Raw genomic sequence first — 14,846 nt, 5'->3', positions numbered from 1 at the left:
GCGTGCCAAGAATCGCGTATTTCGGTCCGTCGGGAACGTTCACCGAGATGGCTCTCGGCCAGTTCGAGGCCGACGGGGTGCTTGCCGAGCTCGGTTTCGTCGGCCCGATCGAGCGAGTTCCACTGTCGAGCCCGCCTGCCTCTCTCGACGCCGTCCGCAAGGGCGACGTCGATGCAGCGGTGGTGCCGATCGAAAGCTCCGTCGAGGGCTCGGTTTCCCCGACGATCGACGCTCTCCGTGTCGGCAGCAGGCTGCAGATAGTCGCCGAGACCGAGGTGGACGTCGCATTCTCGATTCTCGGCGCGCGTGGGATCGAGTTGACGGACGTGCGGAGCGTACGGGCGTATCCCATTGCGGCGGCTCAGGTTCGAGTGTGGCTGGAAACGAACATCCCCGACGCGGAAGTACAGTTCGCGTCCTCGAATGCGGCTGCGGCGCAGGACGTTGCTGACGGTCTCGCCGATGCGGCCGTGTCGACCCCGCTCGCGGGCGAGTTGTTGGGGCTCTCGACGCTCGCAGGCGGAGTCGCCGACGTCGAGAATGCCCGCACGAGGTTCGTTCTCGTCGCGACGCCCCGGCCCGCGCCGCCGCGCACCGGGGCGGACCGCACCGCTCTCGTCCTGATGCCGGAGAATGTCCCCGGAGTTCTTCATGCGGCGCTGGGGGAGTTGGGGATTCGCGATATCGATCTCACCCGTATCGAATCACGGCCTACGAGAACGCAATTCGGCACCTACTGGTTCTACGTCGACTGTGCGGGTCACATCGACGACCCGGCCATGGGCGAGGCAATGCGCGCGCTGCGCCGAAAGATGCAACTCAGGTTCCTCGGCTCCTGGCCGGTGGCGACGGGAACAGGACGTCGTCCTCCGTCGTTGGACGAGGAGATCGATTGGCTGAACAGGCTTCGCAAAGGAGAGGGGGACCGATGACGGGGAAGCTCGTACTCGTGCGCCACGGACAGACATTCTCGAACGTGGACAAAGTCCTCGACACCAGTCTTCCCGGGGCGTCCCTGACCGAGCACGGCCACGAGCAGGCACGCCGCTACGGAGCATCTATCTCCGAAACGCCGGTGGGCATCGTGGTGTCTTCGTTCGCGCTGCGAGCTGTTCAGACTGCCGAGCACATCGCCGCCGCGACATCCGTCGAATATCGGCAACGTGAGGGCATCCACGAAACGCAGGCGGGCCATTGGGAGGGCCGGGTCGACGATGTCGCGCACAAAGGGTTCACCGAGATCTACGGGCGTTGGCACTCGGGCGATCTCGACGCTCGTGTGCCCGGCGGTGACAGCGGCCGGTCGGTGCTGGATCGGTACGTTCCAGTGCTCGACGGCCTGCGCGAGGAATTCCTGACGGACGCCGACGCTCCCGATGTGGTGGTGGTCAGCCACGGCGCAGCCATCAGGCTGGTGGCCGCGGTGTTGGGAGGTGTCGACGGTGGATTCGCCGCGGACAATCACCTGGACAACACGCAGACCATCGAACTTCTACCCGGTGCCGGTGGGACGTGGACCTGTATTCGCTGGGGCCTGTTCGTCCCACCCTTCGAGGGCAAAGGCAGCCGGATCGCAGACAATCCGATCAGCTAGCTGCTCGCGTACGCCGTCAATTCCCTCAGCGCCGACTTCATCCTCACGTCGGTACCTGCAGACAGCGTCGACCAGCGGCGGCCGTCGGCTGCCGTGCTCGATGTCGCCACAATTCGGCCACGGTGAGTGTCGAAGAATGCCACAGGATGCGCGCCCGTCGTCCGATTGCCGGACCGAATGGTGACGGCCGTGATCTCGGCATGACCCGAGCATGTGCTCATCGCCGACGCGACTGCGAGGGCAACATCCTGGTCTACGCCGATCCGGGTCAACCGTGCCGCCGTTCCACTTGCGTCGGCGGGAGACGCGTCGAGCGCCTCGGACAGCAGATCGGTCGGCGCGGACAGCCCGCGGAACTCCATCGCGCGGCCTTGGCCGAGAGCGCCGATCAGTTCCGTGGCCGCGTCGCTGCGCACCGACCGAACGGTGAGCGGACCACCGTTCCTGATTGCGATGACCGTACCGGCGTCACCCTCGGCCAGACACACTCTGACCACGGGGGCGTCGTCGGTGAACGGCCGCGGCACCAGTCGGGCCGAGACGTACCAGCGTGGCTGCTCCAGAATGCGCAACCATGCCTCCACGTCCTGGTGAATCCGACCGTTGCGAATCAGCCCGTCCTCGACGAGGCGGTCATGCCCGCGGCTGCGCGCGTCGCTGCTCTCTTCGAAGGTCGCGAATCGCGGAAAGACGTCGAGAACCACCGGCAACTCGACGATGTTCAGGGTGTCGACGAGGAAATCGAGCCGGTCGGCATCCAACTCGACTGACGGCAGTGTGTGACCGACCGGCTGGGTTCCCAAGTCGATCAACGATCGTTCCATGCGGGTTCCGCACCGATGACCGATGGTGCCACCGTGCGGCCGTCGGCAAAATGCTCGAATTGTCGTAGATAGCCGGGAGTCTCGTGCTCGTCGTCGTCGCTTCCGCCGGATTGGTTGCCGCCCATCGGTGCGCCGCCGTGAGCGCCGCGGGCTGCAGCTGCGGGATCCGGTTGACTCCCACCGAACAGGGATCCCGACCCCAGTCCGGGGGCACGCTCGCCGCCCCCGGCCGTGCCGGAGGAGCCGGCTGCCGGACCGCCGAGCGTCGATGAACCCAACGCGCCCAGACCGTTTCCTCGACCCGCGCCGCCGCCTGTGCTCGCGAATGAGCCAGCAGAGACTGCTCGTGTCGCCGCTGGTCCGGTGGACGTGGATTCGGCCCGGATCGGCGCCGACGACCCGCCCTGCCCGGCGGCGCCCGAACCCATCAGAGTGGACGCCGCTGCGCTACCGATGTTCGACGCCGCGGATGCCACCGACGTCACCGAGGAACCGGCAACCGACCCGGCGGTGCTGGCGATCTGTCCGGCGGCACTGGCCAATGCCGGATTCTGCAGGGCAGCGGTGGCGGCCGCGACGGCAGCCTGCGCAGGCGAGGTGCGGGTGCTGAACCCGAATATGTCGGTCTCCGAGTAAGACGTGGAGTCGGCGATAGGGCGGCCCTCGCTGTCGTACCTGTCGACGCTGCGGTCGTTGACGATCTCAGGTGGATGATCGAACGAGACCTGCACTGCCAATGGCGTCGTTGCAGCCTCGTAGGCCTCCATCACTATCGCTGCTCGAATGTCGAGCGCGCGGTCGGTGACCTCGAGGGCCTCCGCGCTTCCGTTCAGAGCGCCGCCGGTCGAGTACGCGGTGTATTTGGCCGACTTGACCGCGGCGATCTCCACGGGATTCGGCATTGCCAACGCAGCGGTTGCATACGCAGCCGCCTCTCCGGCCGCCAGCCCGGACACTTGTGCTGACTTAGCCGCCACACTTTGCGTCCACGTCAGAAAGCCGCCGAGGCGCTCTTGCGCGGCGTTGGCTGCTTCGCCTTCCCATCCCGCTGCCAGCACCGCTATCACGCGACCTACGGTGATCGACGCGTCGGTGTAGGCCACCGCGACGGACTGCCAGGCTCCGGACGCAGCAGCGAGCGGGGCCGGCCCCGCGCCTGCCAGCAGCGACGCCGAGTTGACCGTCGCGGTACGCGGTAACCACACCACACCGGTTACGCCGAGTGTCATCTGTTTTCTCCCCTGTGGATCACGTGTGCCGCTCCCGATCGTTTCGTCGTGAGGGTGAGGTCAGAGCCCGAGGGCTCGGCCGTGTTCGAAGTCGACATCCCGGTACGCCGCCGCCTGCGCGCGCAGGGCAGCAGCCGTCTCGATGAGTTCACCGATCGCATCGGCCGCGGCAGGTGCGAAGGTGGACGCCGAGTTTCGGAAGAACCGGTTGGCGAGCAGGGATACTTCCTCGCTTCCCGACGGGAGTGTCTGGATCGGCAGCGAGGCTGCCGTCAGATTGGCCTGCAACCGCGCCGCAGCAGCATCGAGATCTGCTGCGGCAGCTTCGAGAGCTACCGGATCGACCCGCACTGTGCCTGGCATGTGCTCTCCTCGACTGTTCCATCGGCTAGGTGTCGTGGGCACAGCGTTCGAAATTGCGCCCTCGTAGGAATTGGACGACGGCAGCCATCGATCGGTTCCATCTCCAGCGGAAAAAGCTCAGATGATTTTTTCGGCGACGGTGCGGAGCGTCCAGCGTCCCGATCGGCAGTGCACAGTCGTGGTGGTGAGCGGCGGAATGTCGACCCGCCAGAAGGAACGCGCGGGAGCGTCGAGTGCAGTCACGACGACGGCTCTGACCACCGACGGATGAGTCACTGCGCAGACCCGGCGCGGCTCGGTGCCGATGCGGTCCATCCAGCGTCGGACGCGTCTGAGCACACTGTCGATCGACTCCCCGTCGGGTGGCGTTGTGGATGTGTCGGTCAGCCAGGCCCCGAGATCGCTTTCCGTAAGCTCGTCCATCGTCAGGCCCGCCCACTGGCCGTACGCGATGTCGGCAAGTTCGGGCACTATCGCGCCCTGCAGGCCCAATCCCTCGGCGGTCTGACGGGCACGGAGTTCAGGGGCGATCTCGACGGCATCCGCGCGTGCCGTGTACGCGATGCCGTGAAGTGCCTGCAGGCCGATCTCGTCGACCGATTCGTCCGAATTGAATCGCGCGCGGCGCAACGCCTCCGTAGTTGCATGGCTGACCAGCGTCACGCGTGTCACCGAGCCACTCACCGCAGTGATGTTAGTGGTCATTGACAGCTGTAGGCGAGGAGTGCCACAGTTCGCAGGTAAGTGCGACGTGTGCAGGTAATTCGGTGTGAATCCGAAGCGGTTGCGCCACTGTGATCGGCCGCCAGCCGGAAGTCAGAAAACTCACCCGTCGTAGTCGTTTCTACGGGACGCATTCATCCCAGGAGGCACTACTCGATATGGCTACTGTTGTAACCAAAGGAAACTCCACGGAGTCGGCGGCCCTCGCCCTCGTCGTGGCAGCGGTGATTCTGCTTGCATTTCTCGTGCTCTACCTGGTCGGATTCGATCAGGGTGCCATCTCGCGCAGCGGGATGTACATGCACGAGCTGATGCACGACGGACGTCACCTGCTGGGTCTTCCATGCCACTGACCAAGACACTTCTGCAGGGAACCTTCGGCGCGCTGCTGATTCGCGGGCTGCTCGCCGGTCTGATCGCGGGCCTGCTTGCCGGTACCGTCGCGTTTGCAATCGGGGAGCCGCATATCGACGCAGCCATCGCGATCGAGGAATCCGCCGGCGGTCATTCGCATGCCGAGGACGCCGCTGCGGCTCATTCCCACGACGAAGAAGACGCGCTCGTCAGCCGTGATGGCCAGCGTGCCGGGCTGTTCCTCGCCACGGGTCTCGCAGGTCTGGCCCTCGGCGCCATCTTCGCGACGGTTCTGCACTACGCCCGACGGTTCACGAACCTGTCCGGATCGGTACTGGCACTTGCAGCTGCCGGGCTTGGCTGGGTAGCAATCGAAGCCGTCCCCTTCTTCAAGTACCCGGCCAATCCTCCCGCCGTCGGAGATCCCGAGACGATCAACCAGCGAACCTGGCTATGGATCGCGACGGTGATCCTCGGACTGGCTGCCGTTGCAGTCGGGGTGTACGTCGCCAAACTCCTGGCCGCCAATAGTTCGATTGCGGTCAGAGTTGCGGTGCCGCTCGCCGCGTTCGGAGTCGTCGTCGCGCTCGGCTACTTCCTGCTTCCGAGCATCAACGAGGTGGGCGAGGATTTCCCGGCTACCTTGCTCTGGGAGTTCCGTCTGTCCTCACTCGCCACCCAGGCAACGTTGTGGCTCGGCCTAGGACTGGTGTTCGCGTACCTGACCGATCGGGCATCCTCGTCGTCCCGGGAGTCGGTCGGGGTCTAGGCGGGGTCGGGCCCACACCGCTTGGATGTCACATACCACCTATCTGATCGTATGGATGGACCATTCAAGCGATAACCCGGCTGGCAGAGCGATAACCGGGCTGGCAGAGCGATAACCGGGCTGGCACGCGGAAGCTACCCGAACCCCAGCTCGTGGAGACGATCGTCGTCGATACCGAAATGGTGGCCAACCTCGTGGGCGACGGTGATGGCGATTTCGCGCTTGGCGGTGTCGGCGTCGTCGACCATCTCGAGGATCGGCTTGCGGTAGATGGTGATGACGTCGGGAAGGTGCCCGCTGTATTCGTAGCGTTCGGTGAGCGCGATGCCCTCGTAGAGCCCGAGAATGTCCTCGGTCGGGTGTTCGTCCTCGACGAGGATGACGACGTTGTCCATGCGATCGGTGATGTCCGGCGGGAGCGTGTCGAGTGCGTCGCTGACGGCTTCTTCGAACTCGGCGCGAGTCATGTCGGTGGGAATGTCACCCTCCCGGGGTGATCGGCGCCGCGCCAGGCAGCGGTGTGGGTAGTGCACGACCGTCGGGTGCTGCGGGTGGTGGTGCGGGAGGTTGGCCGTTGATGAGAATGTCACCCTTCGCGGAGCCGGTGATCGTCGCGAAGCCGCCCTCGTCGAGTTCCTTGCCGATGGAACAGCTCACCTGTCGGCTGCCGGCGAGCCAACTCGTCACGTCGATCGTCGACCAGAACAGCGTGAGTGTCTTGTCGCGCAGCGCGGTCTCCGAGCCGAGGTAGCCGTTGACGGCGGCGGTGCATGTCGGTTCCAGATATGCGTCCTGATCGGCCTCGCTGGGGATTCCGGTCGGGAACTGTTGTTGCAGATCGATGATCGAAGTAACTTCGAATGCGTGTGACTGGCTGCAGTCGACGGGGTCGGCGGGCACGTTCTGGTTGATTCCGATGCAAGTGCCGACGTCCCAGACTTTCGACTGGTCCTGATCGAGTACGGAACCGGTCATCTGTTGGGGCACTCCGGTGTTGGACGACTGCTGGATACCGCACCGCAATGTGCGTTCGCCGGCCGCCCAGCCCGTCTGGCTGGGGAACATCAGGCCGACGCTGAACTTGCCGTTGGGATCGAACTTGGTGCCGAGGTAGTCGTCGACGACGTCGACGCAGTGCTCGTCTCGCAGCTCACCGAATCGGAGTGCACCGGGATATGCCGAACCGGGCGCGAACTCGAGGCCCGGGTACGCAGTCATGTCGACGTCCTTGGCGACCTCGAATCGGTGCGGGTCCGCGCATGAGACCTCGGTGAGGTCCTGACGGTCGGTCGCGGGGTCATCCGTCGGCGTCCAGTCCAGGCACGTCCCGGGATCGGCCGCGCCGAACGTTTTTCCGGTGACCGGACCGCTGGTCGCAGGCCCTGCTTCGGAATGTGTGGTGATCTTCTCCGGCTGAGAGAAGCCGTCGGAAACGAAGAGTGTGACGGCGGCTGCAGCGACCGCGCCGACGGCGACGAGCGCAAGGACACGACGCGCGACGTGCGCGGTGACCGTGCGCTGCTCACGTTCCTTCGGCTCGCGCTCGTTCGGATCACTGGGGGACATCTCCTCCATCATGCCCGAGTACGTTCGTCTTCTATGACGGCACCACAGAATGACGACGCGGACGTGGCCGAGTTGGCTGGTCGGCTGTTCACGATGGCACGGACAGGCGATACCGAGGCGTTGACGCAGTATCTCGATGCCGGAGTTCCGGTCGACCTGAACAACGACTCCGGCGATACTCTCGTCATGCTCGCGGCGTATCACGGCCACGCCGCGACCGTGGGAGCACTGGTCGAGCGGGGTGCCGATGTCAATCGGCCCAACGACAAAGGGCAGACGCCGCTCGCGGGAGCAGTGTTCAAGGGTGAGGACGCTGTCGTGCAGGCCCTCGTCGACGGCGGGGCAGATCCGAACGGTGGGCACCCGTCGGCGATCGATGCGGCTCGGATGTTCGGACGCGAGGACTACCTGGGGTTGCTCGACAAGTAAGGTTTGTCTCCGTGATCGACCTCAAGTTCCTCCGCGAGAATCCTGACGTTGTCCGTGCTTCGCAGCGCACCCGTGGCGAGGATCCCGGGCTCGTAGACCTGCTGCTCGAGGCTGACTCTGCTCGTCGTGCCGCTGTGTTGGCCGGCGATCAGCTCCGCGCGGAGCAGAAGGCGCTCGGCAAGAGGGTGGGCAAGGCGTCTCCCGACGAGCGTCCGGCGTTGCTGGCGGGCGCGTCCGAGCTCGCTGCCAAAGTCAAGGCAGCCGAAGCTGCTCAGAACGAGGCCGACGCCGCACTGGATTCCGCAGCGAGAAAGATCTCCAACATCGTCGAGGACGGCGCTCCCGCAGGCGGTGAAGACGATTTCGTGCTGCTGGAGACCGTCGGTGAGATTCCGACGTTCGACTTCGAGCCGAAGGATCACCTCGAGCTCGGGGAGTCGCTGAACCTGATCGACATGGAGCGCGGCGCGAAAGTGTCGGGTTCACGGTTCTACTTCATGACGGGCTACGGCGCGCTGCTGCAGCAGGGAATGCTCCAGCTGGCTGCGCAGAAGGCCGTCAAGAACGGGTTCACGATGATGATCCCGCCGGTGCTCGTGCGGCCCGAAATCATGGCCGGGACGGGCTTCCTCGGCGCCCACTCCGACGAGATCTACCGACTCGAAGCCGACGATCTCTATCTCGTCGGAACCTCGGAGGTCGCGCTGGCCGGGTATCACTCGGGCGAGATCATCGACCTGTCCGACGGCCCGAAGCGGTACGCGGGCTGGTCGTCGTGCTTCCGCCGCGAAGCGGGCAGTTACGGCAAGGACACCCGCGGCATCATTCGCGTGCACCAGTTCGACAAGATCGAGATGTTCTCGTACATCAAGCCGGAGGACGCGGCGGCCGAGCACAAGAAGCTACTCGAATTCGAGCGGGAAATGCTTGCGGCGGTGGAGCTTCCGTATCGGATCATCGACGTCGCAGGCGGGGATCTCGGTTCGTCGGCGGCGCGAAAGTACGACTGCGAGGCCTGGGTGCCTACCCAGAACGCCTACCGCGAACTGACGTCGACCTCGAACTGCACCACCTTTCAGGCGCGTCGTCTGGGCGTCCGGTATCGAGACGAGAACAACAAGCCACAGATCGCCGCCACACTCAACGGCACCCTGGCGACGACGCGGTGGATCGTCGCGATTCTCGAGAACCACCAGCAGGCCGACGGCACCGTTCGGGTGCCGGAGGCGCTGGTCCCGTTCGTCGGGACGGATGTGCTGCGCTAGCCGAGCCTCGTCGACTGTCCCCGCACGGGGTCAGATCGTCGGTTTGACGTCGTCCGCCCATGCGATCCTCTTGGGATTGCCGTGGCATTCGACGATGGCGCTGTGGTCGCTGTCGAAGTAGTCCCACGCCCAGGACAGAAATGCGTCGACCCTGCTGTGGGCGCCGCTGAGCAGCGCGGCGTGGACGCCGAGCCACGCAGCGAACGCGAGTGGACCCTCCACCTGGTGACGGTGTTGACCGACCTCGGCGACGGCAGCACCCCGGCCGATCATCGCCATGATGCCCTTGTCGCGGTACGCGAATGTCTTTCTCGGTTTGCCCTTGATGGTCAGCAGAATGTTGTGGGCCGTCCACCCACCTGCCTGCTGCGCGACGGAACCCAACTGCGGCAGTGTCTTTCCGTCGGCATCAGGGATGTTCGCGACATCGCCGACGGCATAGACGTTCTCGAACTTCGGGACAGTCAGGTCGGCCAGAACGTCGATGCGGCCGCCATGACCGAGTTCGGCCTGACAGGTGGACGCGATCGGTGACGCCGACTCGCCGCCTGCCCAGATGACGGTCCGAGACGAGATTCGCGATCCGTCGGACAGCAGGACCCCTTCGGCGTCGACAGCCTTCACTCCGATCCCGAGCCGCACTTTTGCGCCGTGCTCGATGAGCTTGTCGTGGGCGTACTTGTGCGATCGATCGCTGTACGGTGCGAGCAGTGCGGGCCCGTGATTGATCAGCCATGCTTCGCCGCGCCCGCCCGGGTGATCCATCTTGCGCAGCGCAGTGAAGAGCTCGGCGAAAGCACCCGCGGTTTCGACGCCGGTGGGTCCACCGCCCACGATGACCACGTCGAGCGGATCGTGCTCGCCTCTCAGGAGATCGCTGACGTGGTGGCGCAGAGTCTCGGCATCGGCGACCGAGTACAGCGGGAACGAATACTCCTCGGCGCCGGGCGTACCGAAGAAGTTCGCCGTCGCGCCCGCTGCGAGAACGAGGTGATCGCCCGAGATCCGTTGGCCGTCCGCCAGTAGCGAGCGATCTGTGAAGTTCAGCTCCGTGATCTCGGCCTTCACGACGCGGACCGTTTTCATGGACTCGAATATCGATGCCAGCGGCCGCGCGATGTCTTCGGCGGGCAGCTGGGAGGTGGCGACCTGGTACAGCAGCGGTTGGAACTGGTGGTAGTCGTTGCGGTCGATGATCGTGACGTCGACGCCTTTTTTACCGAGCTCGTGTGCGCACGCAATTCCCGCAAGTCCGGCGCCGGCCACCACCACGTGTGTCATGTGTTCCACAGTAGTTCCGCCACCGTGCCTCTGGCGGGTTTATCCTCTGCGGATGGTGCGTCTGCGGTCGTGGCTGCTGAGCGACATCACCGAGCAACTGTCCGGTCATATGGGTCCGTATCGCAAACCCACCAAGGCCGAGCACACGCATCCGTGGTGGAAAGTGATGTGCTTGACCGGTGTCGACTACTTCTCGACGCTCGGCTATCAACCTGGAATTGCGGCGCTCGCGGCCGGAACCCTGGCACCGCTGGCCACCGTCGTATTGATCTTGCTGACGTTGTTCGGTGCGCTGCCGGTGTATCGGCGGGTCGCGCGGGAGAGTCCGAACGGCGAGGGTTCGATTGCGATGCTCGAGAAGCTGCTCCCCAAATGGGGTGGCAAGATTCTCGTCCTGGTTCTCCTCGGGTTCGCAGCCACCGACTTTCTGATCACGATGACGCTATCGGCTGCCGATGCCTCGGCGCACGTCGTCAAGAATCCTTTTGCGCCAACCAGTCTGGACAGTGCCCAGGTCATCATCACCCTCGCGTTGCTGGCGTTGCTCGCCGCCGTCTTCCTGAAGGGTTTCACCGAGGCGATCGGCATCGCCGTCACCCTCGTCGGCAGCTTTCTTGCGTTGAATCTCGTCGTGGTGATCGTCGGGTTCTGGGAGATCGGCTCCAATCTTTCGTTGCTGACCGACTGGCAGCGCGCGATGACCACCGAGCACAGCAACCCGCTGATGATGATCGCTATCGCACTCGTCGTGTTCCCCAAGTTGGCGCTCGGGCTGTCTGGATTCGAGACCGGTGTAGCGGTGATGCCGCAGATCGACGGGGGCACCAAAGAGCAACTCGACGGCCGAATCCGAGGTGCCAAACGCCTGCTCACTACCGCTGCACTGATCATGAGCGGCTTCCTGCTCACGTCGAGCATCATCACCACCGTCCTCATTCCCGAACAGGAGTTCCAGAACGGCGGCGAGGCGAATGGTCGTGCGTTGTCGTACCTTGCTCACGAATACCTCGGCGGCGCATTCGGCACCGTCTACGACTTCAGCACCATCGCCATACTGTGGTTCGCGGGGGCGTCGGCGATGGCGGGTCTGCTCAACCTGGTTCCCCGCTACCTGCCGAAGTATGGGATGGCTCCGGAGTGGGCGCGCGCCGTTCGTCCGCTGGTGCTCGTGTTCGCAGTGATCGCGGTGGTCGTCACGCTCTACTTCAAGGCCAGCGTCGACGCCCAGAGCGCCGCCTATGCGACGGGTGTTCTCGTGCTCATCACCTCGGCGTCGGTTGCGGTGTCGTTGTCGGCAGCAAGACACGGTCAGCGCGGCCGGGTATGGCTGTTCGGAGCGGTGGCAGTAATCTTCGTCTACACGACGGTCGCGAACATCTTCGAACGCCCCGACGGCGTCAAGGTGGCGTCGTTCTTCATCGCGGCAATTTTGGTGGTGTCCTTCTGGTCCAGGGCGACCCGATCGTTCGAATTGCGGGCCACATCAGTGGAATTCGACGAGGTAGCACTCCGATTCGTCTCCGAGGCGGCCGCGCGCGGATCCATTCAGATCGTCTGCCACGACTCCCGGCATCTGGATCCGAGTGAGTATGCGGCCAAGGAGGCGCAACAACGCGCGGACAGTCGCATTCCCGCCGAGGAGCCGATTCTGTTCCTGGAAGCCAACATCAAGGACGCATCGGAGTTTCAGACCGACCTGATCGTGCACGGCAAGCAGAAGGGCGAGTATCGCGTGCTGTGGGTCGATGCTGCGGCCGTGCCCAATTCCATTGCCGCAGTGCTACTGAAGATCCGGGACACCACAGGGGTCGAACCCGATGCCTACTTCGAATGGTCCGAGGGGAATCCGGTGGCGAACCTGCTGCGCTTCCTGCTGATCGGCGTCGGCGAGGTTGCGCCCGTCACTCGGGAGGTCCTGCGGCGCGCGGAGCCGGACAGCGAGCGTAGGCCGAACGTGCATGTGGGGTGAGAACGGGCGGCCCCTGTGCGCTTGAATGTGACTTGCAGGCCATCTGACCGTATGGATGGACCATTCAAGCGATCAGAAGAACTGCCCCACAACGAATCCAGCGACAAGCACCGCTGTACCTCCGATCTCGGCGACGATCAGCGCCCACATGAACGCTTCCGTCCCGTGCACCGGATTCTCGAACTGATTGTCCGTGTCCTGGCGTAGTCCGTGGACCATGTAGCTGACGATGGCCGCGACGAAGAAGAACGTGACGAACAGCCCGGCGACGAGGTTGACCGCCGTCGGAAATCCGGAAAACGCCGTCAGAGCTGCGAGTATCAGCGTCGCGAACGAGTACATCAGAGCTGCCCGATGTGCAATGTCGACGTACGGATGGGCCAGAGCGGTCGGTGACGCCATCATCTGCCGGAATTTCCACACTCCTAGCGCAAGCGCCCAGAGCAGGATCAATCCCGACAACAGAAGCAGAATCTTGGTGTCTATGCCCAGCGTGGTCACAGTAAACCTCCCCGCCCGTCATCGTAGGGGAGAGCCACGGCTGAGGACTATCTCACAATTAGTTGGGTGTGCTTCTATTGGATGTCCAAGTTTGCAAGGATGATGCAATGACGAGCGCCCGAGATCAGGTTGTGCGTGACAAAACCGAAACGCCCGATATTCACACCACGGCGGGCAAGCTCGCTGACCTGCGGAAACGTTTGGCGCAAGCCTCGATTCCGTCGGGTGAGGCTGCCGTGGACAAAGTGCATGCCAAGGGCAAGCTCACCGCTCGCGAACGCATCACGGCACTGCTCGACGACGGGTCCTTCGTGGAAATGGACGCCCTGGCCCGCCACCGCAGCCAGAACTTCGGGATGGCCGACAACCGCCCCTTCGGGGACGGTGTCGTCACCGGCTACGGCACCATCGACGGCCGCGATGTATGCATCTTCTCCCAGGACGCCACCGTCTTCGGCGGCTCCCTCGGCGAAATCTACGGCGAAAAAATCGTCAAGGTCATGGACCTGGCCATCAAAACCGGCCGCCCCCTCGTCGGCATCAACGAAGGCGCCGGCGCCCGCATCCAGGAAGGCGTCGTCTCCCTCGGACTGTACGGCGAAATCTTCCACCGCAACGTCCAAGCCTCCGGCGTCATCCCACAGATCTCCCTGATCATGGGACCCGCCGCAGGTGGACACGTCTACTCCCCAGCGTTGACCGACTTCGTCGTCATGGTCGATGGCACCTCCCAGATGTTCGTCACCGGCCCCGACGTCATCAAAACCGTCACCGGCGAAAACGTCACCATGGAAGAACTCGGCGGCGCCCACACCCACATGGAGAAATCCGGCGTCGCGCACTACGTCGCCTCCGGTGAACAAGACGCCCTCGACTACGTCCGAGACCTGCTGAGCTACCTACCCTCGAACAACCGCGCAGCCGCCCCGCGCACCATCCCGTCGGATCCGATCGACGGCGCCATCGCCGACAACCTCACCGACGAGGACCTCGAACTCGACACCCTGATCCCGGACTCCCCGAACACCCCCTACGACATGCACGAGGTCATCCGCCGCATCCTCGACGACGACGAATTCCTCGAAGTCCAACAAGGCCGCGCCCGCAACATCATCGTCGGCTTCGGCCGCATCGACGGCCGCTCCGTCGGGATCGTGGCCAACCAACCGACCCAGTTCGCGGGCACCCTCGACATCGACGCCTCCGAAAAAGCCGCACGATTCGTCCGCACCTGCGATGCCTTCAACGTCCCCATCATCACCCTCGTCGACGTCCCCGGATTCCTCCCCGGCACCGGCCAAGAATTTGGCGGCATCATCCGCCGCGGCGCGAAACTGCTCTACGCCTACGGCGAAGCCACCGTCGGCAAGATCACCGTCATCACCCGCAAGGCCTACGGCGGCGCCTACGACGTCATGGGATCCAAACACATGGGCGCCGATGTGAACCTGGCCTGGCCGACCGCGCAGATCGCCGTCATGGGCGCCTCCGGCGCTGTCGGGTTCGTCTACCGCAAACAACTCCTCGAAGCCGCCAAGAACGGTGAAGACGTCGACGCACTGCGGTTGAAACTCCAGCAGGAATACGAAGACACTCTCGTGGGCCCCTACGTCGCAGCCGAACGCGGCTACCTCGACGCCGTCATCCCCCCGTCCCACACCCGCGGACAAATCGTCTCCGCACTACGCCTGCTCGAACGCAAACAAGTCACCCTGCCACCCAAGAAGCACGGAAACATCCCACTATGAGCGTTGATGCTGTGAGCGCCGAAGCGGTGTTGGGTTTCCGGGGAAACCCATCCGATACCGAGATCGCGGCCATTGCTGCAGTACTGGTAGCCGCATCGTCGGCCGCCCGAGACGTTCCCCACCCGCCGATGTCGTCTCTCGGCGGGTGGGGCGACCCAGCAGATCAGCTCCGCTACGGACTCTCTGCGGCGCCAGCTCATTTCGTTCATGCTCACTTCTCGCGATAAAGGA

General features: G+C 64.3%; 17 protein-coding genes. 9 read left to right on the top strand and 8 right to left on the bottom strand.

Annotated features, from left to right (window positions below):
- Window positions 1–2 precede the first annotated feature (2 nt).
- Both pheA and WDS16_RS21535 read left to right on the top strand, forming a co-directional pair.
- Complete coding sequence (gene pheA, locus WDS16_RS21540; RefSeq protein WP_338887552.1) at window positions 3–932, top strand: prephenate dehydratase; 930 nt, start codon at window positions 3–5, stop codon at window positions 930–932.
- Window positions 929–1,594 (top strand): histidine phosphatase family protein, encoded by a 666-nt coding sequence (locus WDS16_RS21535; protein WP_338887550.1) that lies wholly within the window; start codon window positions 929–931, stop codon window positions 1,592–1,594. Before pheA ends, WDS16_RS21535 begins: the two co-directional genes overlap by 4 nt.
- On the opposite strand, the gene WDS16_RS21530 is transcribed toward WDS16_RS21535, so the two are convergent.
- The 4 genes from WDS16_RS21530 to WDS16_RS21515 form a co-directional block, all read right to left on the bottom strand.
- Window positions 1,591–2,406: an ESX secretion-associated protein EspG gene (locus WDS16_RS21530; RefSeq protein ID WP_338887547.1), complete on the bottom strand. Its 816-nt coding sequence runs from the start codon at window positions 2,404–2,406 to the stop codon at window positions 1,591–1,593. The genes WDS16_RS21535 and WDS16_RS21530 overlap by 4 nt on opposite strands.
- Window positions 2,403–3,647 (bottom strand): PPE domain-containing protein, encoded by a 1,245-nt coding sequence (locus WDS16_RS21525; protein ID WP_338887544.1) that lies wholly within the window; start codon window positions 3,645–3,647, stop codon window positions 2,403–2,405. The genes WDS16_RS21530 and WDS16_RS21525 overlap by 4 nt, the downstream gene beginning before the upstream one ends.
- Before the next feature lie 60 nt (window positions 3,648–3,707).
- Window positions 3,708–4,010 (bottom strand): PE domain-containing protein, encoded by a 303-nt coding sequence (locus tag WDS16_RS21520; protein ID WP_338887542.1) that lies wholly within the window; start codon window positions 4,008–4,010, stop codon window positions 3,708–3,710.
- Window positions 4,011–4,127: 117 nt separating this feature from the next.
- A complete protein-coding gene (locus WDS16_RS21515; RefSeq protein ID WP_338887541.1) occupies window positions 4,128–4,694 on the bottom strand; it encodes a histidine phosphatase family protein in 567 nt (188 codons plus the stop codon).
- A 197-nt stretch (window positions 4,695–4,891) separates the two neighbouring features.
- Here WDS16_RS21515 and WDS16_RS21510 point away from each other — a divergent pair, with 197 nt between their 5' ends.
- Window positions 4,892–5,086, top strand: a complete 195-nt coding sequence (locus WDS16_RS21510) for a CbtB domain-containing protein (protein ID WP_338887540.1) — start codon at window positions 4,892–4,894, stop codon at window positions 5,084–5,086.
- Window positions 5,077–5,856 carry a CbtA family protein gene (locus tag WDS16_RS21505; RefSeq protein WP_338887539.1) on the top strand — a complete coding sequence of 260 codons (780 nt, stop codon included), beginning with the start codon at window positions 5,077–5,079 and terminating at the stop codon, window positions 5,854–5,856. Before WDS16_RS21510 ends, WDS16_RS21505 begins: the two co-directional genes overlap by 10 nt.
- Before the next feature lie 134 nt (window positions 5,857–5,990).
- On the opposite strand, the gene WDS16_RS21500 is transcribed toward WDS16_RS21505, so the two are convergent.
- Window positions 5,991–6,323 carry a metallopeptidase family protein gene (locus WDS16_RS21500; protein WP_082897933.1) on the bottom strand — a complete coding sequence of 111 codons (333 nt, stop codon included), beginning with the start codon at window positions 6,321–6,323 and terminating at the stop codon, window positions 5,991–5,993.
- Between the two features lie 13 nt (window positions 6,324–6,336).
- Window positions 6,337–7,434: a septum formation family protein gene (locus WDS16_RS21495; protein ID WP_422395692.1), complete on the bottom strand. Its 1,098-nt coding sequence runs from the start codon at window positions 7,432–7,434 to the stop codon at window positions 6,337–6,339.
- Window positions 7,435–7,455: 21 nt separating this feature from the next.
- On the opposite strand from WDS16_RS21495, the gene WDS16_RS21490 reads away from it, so the two are divergent.
- Together WDS16_RS21490 and serS are read left to right on the top strand one after the other, a co-directional pair.
- Window positions 7,456–7,851, top strand: a complete 396-nt coding sequence (locus WDS16_RS21490) for an ankyrin repeat domain-containing protein (protein ID WP_338887532.1) — start codon at window positions 7,456–7,458, stop codon at window positions 7,849–7,851.
- A gap of 11 nt (window positions 7,852–7,862) precedes the next feature.
- Window positions 7,863–9,116, top strand: a complete 1,254-nt coding sequence (serS, locus tag WDS16_RS21485) for a serine--tRNA ligase (protein WP_338887531.1) — start codon at window positions 7,863–7,865, stop codon at window positions 9,114–9,116.
- A 30-nt stretch (window positions 9,117–9,146) separates the two neighbouring features.
- Here the strand turns inward: serS and WDS16_RS21480 are convergent, their stop codons facing one another.
- Window positions 9,147–10,397: an NAD(P)/FAD-dependent oxidoreductase gene (locus WDS16_RS21480; protein ID WP_338887530.1), complete on the bottom strand. Its 1,251-nt coding sequence runs from the start codon at window positions 10,395–10,397 to the stop codon at window positions 9,147–9,149.
- A gap of 52 nt (window positions 10,398–10,449) precedes the next feature.
- Here WDS16_RS21480 and WDS16_RS21475 point away from each other — a divergent pair, with 52 nt between their 5' ends.
- Window positions 10,450–12,366, top strand: a complete 1,917-nt coding sequence (locus WDS16_RS21475) for an amino acid transporter (protein WP_338887528.1) — start codon at window positions 10,450–10,452, stop codon at window positions 12,364–12,366.
- A 72-nt stretch (window positions 12,367–12,438) separates the two neighbouring features.
- Here WDS16_RS21475 and WDS16_RS21470 read toward each other — a convergent pair whose 3' ends face one another.
- Window positions 12,439–12,867: a hypothetical protein gene (locus WDS16_RS21470; RefSeq protein WP_338887526.1), complete on the bottom strand. Its 429-nt coding sequence runs from the start codon at window positions 12,865–12,867 to the stop codon at window positions 12,439–12,441.
- Between the two features lie 107 nt (window positions 12,868–12,974).
- On the opposite strand from WDS16_RS21470, the gene WDS16_RS21465 reads away from it, so the two are divergent.
- Together WDS16_RS21465 and WDS16_RS21460 are read left to right on the top strand one after the other, a co-directional pair.
- The gene (locus WDS16_RS21465) at window positions 12,975–14,615 is read left to right on the top strand and encodes an acyl-CoA carboxylase subunit beta (RefSeq protein WP_338887524.1); all 1,641 of its coding nucleotides are present in this window, start codon (window positions 12,975–12,977) and stop codon (window positions 14,613–14,615) included.
- Window positions 14,612–14,842, top strand: coding sequence for an acyl-CoA carboxylase epsilon subunit (locus tag WDS16_RS21460; protein WP_338887522.1), 231 nt, complete (start codon window positions 14,612–14,614; stop codon window positions 14,840–14,842). The genes WDS16_RS21465 and WDS16_RS21460 overlap by 4 nt, the downstream gene beginning before the upstream one ends.
- The last annotated feature ends 4 nt before the right edge of the window (window positions 14,843–14,846 follow it).

This window comes from Rhodococcus sovatensis, assembly GCF_037327425.1.
GTDB classification, from domain to species: Bacteria; Actinomycetota; Actinomycetes; order Mycobacteriales; family Mycobacteriaceae; genus Rhodococcoides; species Rhodococcoides sovatense.
This window is presented reverse-complemented; position numbering and strand designations above follow the sequence as displayed.

Coding starts and splice junctions, on each gene's coding strand:
- WDS16_RS21475 (WP_338887528.1), top strand. CDS start 10,450: ATGGTGCGTCTGCGGTCGTGGCTGCTGAGCGACATCACCGAGCAACTG.
- WDS16_RS21495 (WP_422395692.1), bottom strand. CDS start 7,434: ATGATGGAGGAGATGTCCCCCAGTGATCCGAACGAGCGCGAGCCGAAG.
- WDS16_RS21460 (WP_338887522.1), top strand. CDS start 14,612: ATGAGCGTTGATGCTGTGAGCGCCGAAGCGGTGTTGGGTTTCCGGGGA.
- WDS16_RS21505 (WP_338887539.1), top strand. CDS start 5,077: ATGCCACTGACCAAGACACTTCTGCAGGGAACCTTCGGCGCGCTGCTG.
- WDS16_RS21500 (WP_082897933.1), bottom strand. CDS start 6,323: ATGACTCGCGCCGAGTTCGAAGAAGCCGTCAGCGACGCACTCGACACG.
- WDS16_RS21520 (WP_338887542.1), bottom strand. CDS start 4,010: ATGCCAGGCACAGTGCGGGTCGATCCGGTAGCTCTCGAAGCTGCCGCA.
- WDS16_RS21465 (WP_338887524.1), top strand. CDS start 12,975: ATGACGAGCGCCCGAGATCAGGTTGTGCGTGACAAAACCGAAACGCCC.
- WDS16_RS21480 (WP_338887530.1), bottom strand. CDS start 10,397: ATGACACACGTGGTGGTGGCCGGCGCCGGACTTGCGGGAATTGCGTGC.
- WDS16_RS21535 (WP_338887550.1), top strand. CDS start 929: ATGACGGGGAAGCTCGTACTCGTGCGCCACGGACAGACATTCTCGAAC.
- WDS16_RS21490 (WP_338887532.1), top strand. CDS start 7,456: ATGACGGCACCACAGAATGACGACGCGGACGTGGCCGAGTTGGCTGGT.
- WDS16_RS21525 (WP_338887544.1), bottom strand. CDS start 3,647: ATGACACTCGGCGTAACCGGTGTGGTGTGGTTACCGCGTACCGCGACG.
- WDS16_RS21510 (WP_338887540.1), top strand. CDS start 4,892: ATGGCTACTGTTGTAACCAAAGGAAACTCCACGGAGTCGGCGGCCCTC.